We start from the raw sequence: 4,461 nt of genomic DNA, 5'->3' as shown, positions 1-4,461 counted from the left end.
CTCGAGCGCGGGTCGGTGACGCGGCGCGGGGAGGCGGTGACACCGGGGGCGTTGACCGCGGTGAAGCAACTGGCCGCGGATTTGCCGGCCGCGCGCGACCGCCGGCTGGAGCTTGCCGACTGGCTGACCGATCCGAAGAATCCGCTGACGGCGCGGGTGATCCTCGAGGGCCTCGCCGAGGTCGCGCACGCCCACCACTTGCCGCTCATCGTCGACTCGACGGTCGCGACCCCCTACCTGAACCGTCCGATCGAGTGGGGGGCGGATGTCGTCATCCACTCGGCGACGAAGTTCCTGGGCGGTCACGGCACGACCCTGGGCGGGGTCGTCGTCGAATCCGGCCGGTTCCACTGGGCGAACGAGCGCTTCCCGCTGTTCGACACCGAGGTCGCCCACTACGGCGGACTCAACTGGCACGGCAACTTCGGCGAGTACGCCTTCCTCACCCGCCTTCGCGCCGAGCAGTTGCGCGACATCGGCCCGGCCCTCGCGCCGCACTCGGCGTGGCTGTTGGCGCTGGGCGTCGAGACCCTGCCGTACCGAATGCAGGCGCACGTCGACAATGCCCGCGCGGTCGCCGAATGGCTCGATGCCGACCCGCGAATCGACTTCGTGAACTGGGCGGGCCTGCCGCAGCATCCGCACTTCGAGCGCGCCAAGAAGTACCTGCCGAAGGGTCCCGGCTCGGTGTTCTCCTTCGGGGTGAAAGGCGGTCGTGCCGCCGGCCAGACGTTCATCGAGAGCGTCAACCTCGCCTCGCACCTCGCCAATATCGGCGACGCGAAGACCCTCGTCATCCACCCCGGGTCCACGACGCACGCCCAGCTCACCGAGCAGCAGCTGGTGGACGCCGGCGTTCAGCCGGGCCTGGTGCGCATCAGCGTCGGCATCGAAGATGTCGAGGACATCATCGATGACCTCGACCAAGCGCTCGCGGCAGCAGTCAAGGGAGAATGAACTCATGAGCACTGCAACCGTGGATCTCGACTCCGCTGAGCTGGAAACCGTTCACCTGACGAACGGACTGACCTGCGACATCCCCGCATCTTCGCCACTCGCGAGGCTGCTGAAGTCGAAGCGCACCTGGGTCGGCCCGTCCGCGCAGGACCGCTTGAAGATCCTGCAGAAGGCGAAGACCGTTGCGATCGTCGGCGCCTCGCCGAATCCGTCGCGCTCGTCATTCTTCGTCGCCACGTATCTGAAGCAGTCGAGCGACTACGAGCTCTATTTCGTCAACCCGAACGCCGACGAGATCCTCGGCCAGAAGGTCTACAAGTCGCTCGCCGACCTGCCGGTCGTGCCCGACATCGTCGACGTGTTCCGCAAGGGCAGCGACATCCCGCAGGTGATGGACGAGGTGTTGGCGATCGGCGCCACGACCGTCTGGGTGCAGCTCGGTATCTGGAATGAAGAGGCGGCGTACTACGGCGAGTCGAAGGGACTCACCGTCGTCATGGACCGCTGCATCAAGGTCGAGCACGCCCGGTTCCATGGCGGCCTGCACCTGCTCGGCTTCGACACCGGGCAGATCACCGCACGCAAGACCCTTCGCTAGCGCCTTCGTTACCCCGCGTTTCGCGGTCGCGTGTGTGCGGCGGGATACGGGATTACCGTGGCTGGTATGACCACCAAGCTCCCCTCGCCGCTCGTCTCCGCACAGTGGCTCGCCGACCACCTCGGCGTCGACGACCTCGTCGTCGTGGACGCATCGGTCGTCTCCTACACCCTGCCGAACGGCAAGCCGGGATCGCTCAGCGGGCACGAACAGTACGTCGCCGAGGGCCACCTCCCGGGAGCCGTGTTCGCCGACCTGATCGACGAATTCTCTGACCCCGACGGCCGCTTTCCCTTCACCCGCCCCGACGTCGCGCGCTTTGCTGCCGCGGCTGGCGCACTCGGCATCGGATCCGACACGACCGTCGTCGTCTACGACACCACGCTCGGCCAATGGGCGGCACGGTTCTGGTGGCTGTTGCGCGCATTCGGCCACGACGCCGCCGCGGTACTCGACGGCGGGTTGACGGCTTGGCGGGGGGAGGGGCGTCCGGTCGAGCGCGGTCACGTCACGCCGACTCCGGCCGTGTTCGAGGGCGTCGAGCGTCCCGACTCGTGGGTCGACAAGGCGTACGTCGAGCGGGTCGTGAGCGGCGAAGAGGATGCCGCGTTGGTGTGCTCGATCCCGCCGAAGGAGTTCACCGGAGAGATCCCGTCCCGCGCACGTCCCGGCGTCATCCCCGGATCGCGATCCCTCCCCGCCGTACGCCTCGTCGATCGTGAGGCGCGCACCGCGCTCCCGGATGCCGAACTGCGCGAACTGTTCGCGCCCGTGCTCGACGCTCCGCGCATCGTCGCCTACTGCAACGGCGGAGTCGCGGCTGCGGCCGCCGCACTGCAGCTGGTGCGCCTCGGCGAGACTCACGTCGCGATCTACGACGGCTCGCTCAACGAATGGGCGGCCGACCCCGACGCGCCACTCGTGACGGCTGCCGATGGCGCTCTCGTCTAGCTGATCTCATTCAGCAGGCCGTTGTCGACGACGGGCGACTGGATGCCTTCGCCGGTGCTCACCACGTTCTCGTTGCCGTTGACCACGACGGTGCCGATCGTCGTGTCGACGACGATCGTGTTCTGTTCGCCGCGGATCGTCAGGTCTTCGATGCTGATCGCCGAGATGTCGGCCCGCTGACCTTCGAGCTCGAGGCTGCCGATCGTCTCGCCGGCGATATCGGCCCCGTCACCGCGGATGATCAGGGTCGCAATCGAGGTGAAGGCGAGTTCGATGCCGCCGCCTTCGAGGGTCACGGTGCCGCACTCTCCAAGCACGTAGTTGCCCGGTCGATCGATGAGCAGGTCGTCGCAGTCGAACTCTTCGACCGGCTCCGGCGGCGGGGCCGACTCGCTCGGCTCCGGGGTGGCGCTGGTTTCCGTCGGCGCGGGCGCGGCGGTTCCTGTGCCCCCATCGATCAGGAAGTTGCTCGTGCAGCCGGCGAGCACCACGGCCGCGAGGGCGAGGGCGAGCAGTCCGACGGGAGCGGGCAGCGAGCTGGTCATACAGCGAGCCTATCCGCGAGGGCGGTCGCGTCGGTGAGTGGAAGGTCGCAGACGAAGTGCTCGCAGAGGTAGGCGGTGTCGGAACCGCCGCGGCTCACCCGCCCCGCGAACAACTCGAAGCCGACCGCCGCGAATGCCCCAGCCTGCTCCTCGGTGACGAGCGCGAGAACCCGCGTCGACCCGCCCCAGCGCCGGGCAACCGCCGCGAGCGCCGAGTCGATCGGACCCACGACCACGAGCTGGCCGACCGCGCGACCAAGCCGGACCGCGATCGCGAGTGCCGCACCGAACGAGAGCGGCTGCCCAGGGGCGAGCGGAAGAGCGGGCGCGATCGCCCGCTCCGCGATTCTGCGGTGCCGGTCGTCGCCGCTGAGGGCGGCGAGCAGGAGAGCCGCGTCGGCGAGCAATGCGCGGCCCGACGGGCTCGCGCCATCGGAAACCTCAGGGGGAAGGGCGAGGCCGCGCGCGGCGAGTACCGGGTCGCCGCCTGACGGTGCAGCGACGCTCCTGCCGTCGGAACACGACTCGACAAGGTCGCGGGCGACGACGGCATACCGAGAGTCGCCGGTGGCGAGAGCGAGCCGAAGAAGTCCACCGGCGAATCCGCCGTAGTCCTCGAGAGTTGCGACAGCATCCGATACCCGCCCGTCGAGCGACGCTCGGCGAAGAGGAGCGCCCTTGGGTTGAGTAGTCGGCGAAGCCGACGTGTCGAAGCCGCCGTGAATCGCGAGCACCGCATCCGCTGCATCGCGCGCCGCCGTGATCCAGTCGTCGCGGTCGAAGCGCACCCCCGCGTCGGCGAGCGCCCCGATGGCGAGCCCGTTCAACCCAGTCAGCACCTTGCCGTCGAGCGGCGGCGGCGGCTGGGTGGCGCGGGCCGCGGCGTCGAGCGCGTAGTAGCCACCCTCGACCCGCACGCCGTCGATCTCGCTCTCGCTGTCCTGGCCGGAAGCGAAGCCGCCCGAGCCGGATTCGTCAGAAGGTCGCAACACGTCGAGCAGAAACCCCGCGATTCCGGTCGACGTGGCCTCGTCACCGATAGCCGCGTAGCAGGCGAGCAACTGGGCGTTGTCGGCCAGCATCCGCTCGTAGTGCGGTTCGCTCCAGTCGCGGTGCACGGCGTAGCGGAAGAAGCCGCCTTCGATCGGGTCACGCAGCGGGGATGCCGCCATCCGCGCGAGCGTTCGTCGGCCAAGCTCGCGGGCCGGGTTGCCGCCCTGTTCGAGCAGGAACGCGAGCACCGGGGTTGTCGGAAACTTCGGGGCGGTGCCGAAGCCGCCGAATTCCCGGTCTTCGACCGCGAGCACCTCGGTGACCGCAGCTTCGAGAACCGCGGGCGACAACCCGGCCTCTTCGGCGATGGGTCGGTCGGCGGTCAGCGCGGCGACGAGCGCGGTTGCCGTCTGCTCC

Annotated in this window: 5 protein-coding genes; 3 read left to right on the top strand and 2 right to left on the bottom strand. The window is 69.0% G+C overall.

Annotation, left to right across the window (positions count from 1 at the left end):
* From RMO30_RS12635 to RMO30_RS12625, 3 genes are all read left to right on the top strand, one after another.
* The coding region (locus RMO30_RS12635; protein WP_309714107.1) for a PLP-dependent transferase at positions 1-957 on the top strand (957 nt) is incomplete at its 5' end.
* 4 nt (positions 958-961) lie between these two features.
* A complete protein-coding gene (locus tag RMO30_RS12630; protein WP_309714105.1) occupies positions 962-1,555 on the top strand; it encodes a CoA-binding protein in 594 nt (197 codons plus the stop codon).
* A gap of 66 nt (positions 1,556-1,621) precedes the next feature.
* A complete protein-coding gene (locus RMO30_RS12625) occupies positions 1,622-2,506 on the top strand; it encodes a rhodanese-like domain-containing protein (RefSeq protein WP_309714103.1) in 885 nt (294 codons plus the stop codon).
* Here RMO30_RS12625 and RMO30_RS12620 read toward each other — a convergent pair.
* Both RMO30_RS12620 and RMO30_RS12615 read right to left on the bottom strand, forming a co-directional pair.
* Entirely contained in the window at positions 2,503-3,051 is a 549-nt protein-coding gene (locus RMO30_RS12620; RefSeq protein ID WP_309714101.1) for a DUF3060 domain-containing protein, read from the bottom strand. The genes RMO30_RS12625 and RMO30_RS12620 overlap by 4 nt on opposite strands.
* Positions 3,048-4,461: thioredoxin domain-containing protein (locus RMO30_RS12615; protein ID WP_309714099.1), on the bottom strand; the 1,414-nt coding region annotated here is incomplete at its 5' end. The genes RMO30_RS12615 and RMO30_RS12620, both read right to left, overlap by 4 nt.

Origin of the sequence: Pseudolysinimonas sp. (genome assembly GCF_031389465.1) — a bacterium.
Taxonomy (GTDB): domain Bacteria; phylum Actinomycetota; class Actinomycetes; order Actinomycetales; family Microbacteriaceae; genus Pseudolysinimonas_A.
Note: the sequence above shows the minus strand (reverse complement) of the source record. Positions and strands in the feature narration are given on the sequence as shown.